The sequence below is a fragment of the Bacillus sp. LR--39 genome (assembly GCF_053613335.1).
Window position 1 is genome coordinate 1 of sequence record NZ_JBSIOT010000824.1, and the last position, 730, is coordinate 730.

General features: G+C 48.4%; 1 protein-coding gene. It reads right to left on the reverse strand.

Going from position 1 to position 730, the window contains the following annotated elements; translation table 11 throughout:
* Window positions 1-585, reverse strand: a 585-nt coding sequence (locus ACWHAR_RS26785; protein WP_452088390.1) for an SDR family NAD(P)-dependent oxidoreductase, incomplete at its 3' end; no start/stop codon positions are given.
* Between the last annotated feature and the right edge of the window lie 145 nt (window positions 586-730).

Sequence of the window (730 nt, forward strand, 5' to 3'; positions counted from 1 at the left end):
CCACCATCTCGTTGCCACAGCTCCTGGTGCTACACCGCTCACTCTGATTTCAGGCGCTAAGGCGTGGGCCAATGATTTCGTTAAACCGTGCACCGCCGATTTTGATACTGCATAAGGCATAGATGAGCCGGCACCAGTTACCCCTGCGATGCTGCCGACGTTTACGATCGCCCCGGCCTTGCTTTTCTTCATGAACGGAGCCACTGCCCGCGCGCAGAAAAACATCCCTTTCACATTGACGGCATACAGCTCATCCCATATGTCTTCTGTCGCAGCCTCAAGATTATCCATTGGAATATGCCGTGTAATGCTGGCATTGTTGACTAAAATATCAACCGTGCCGTGTGTGTTCACGATTGCTTGAATCATATCCTGCACGTCGCTGTTTTTGGATACATCTGCTTGGATGGCGAAGGCTTGCCCGCCAGCTTTTCGAATCTTTTCCACTGTTTCCTCTGCTTCTGATTGCGAGCGTGAATAATTCACCGCCACAATCGCCCCGCGCTTTGCCAATTCCATACTGGCTGCTTTTCCGATTCCTGTGCCGCCCCCCGTTACGAGAGCTATTTTGTTCAAGACATTCATTGCCGCCACTTCTTGCTGTTGACTAAAGTATATTTCTGATTCCATTGTAATCCAGCTTTGATGTTACGTATAATGATTGTTAAAGATACTAGATATCACTTAGATTGATAGCAAACGAACGGAGGAGTTCAAAATGGAAAGCGGA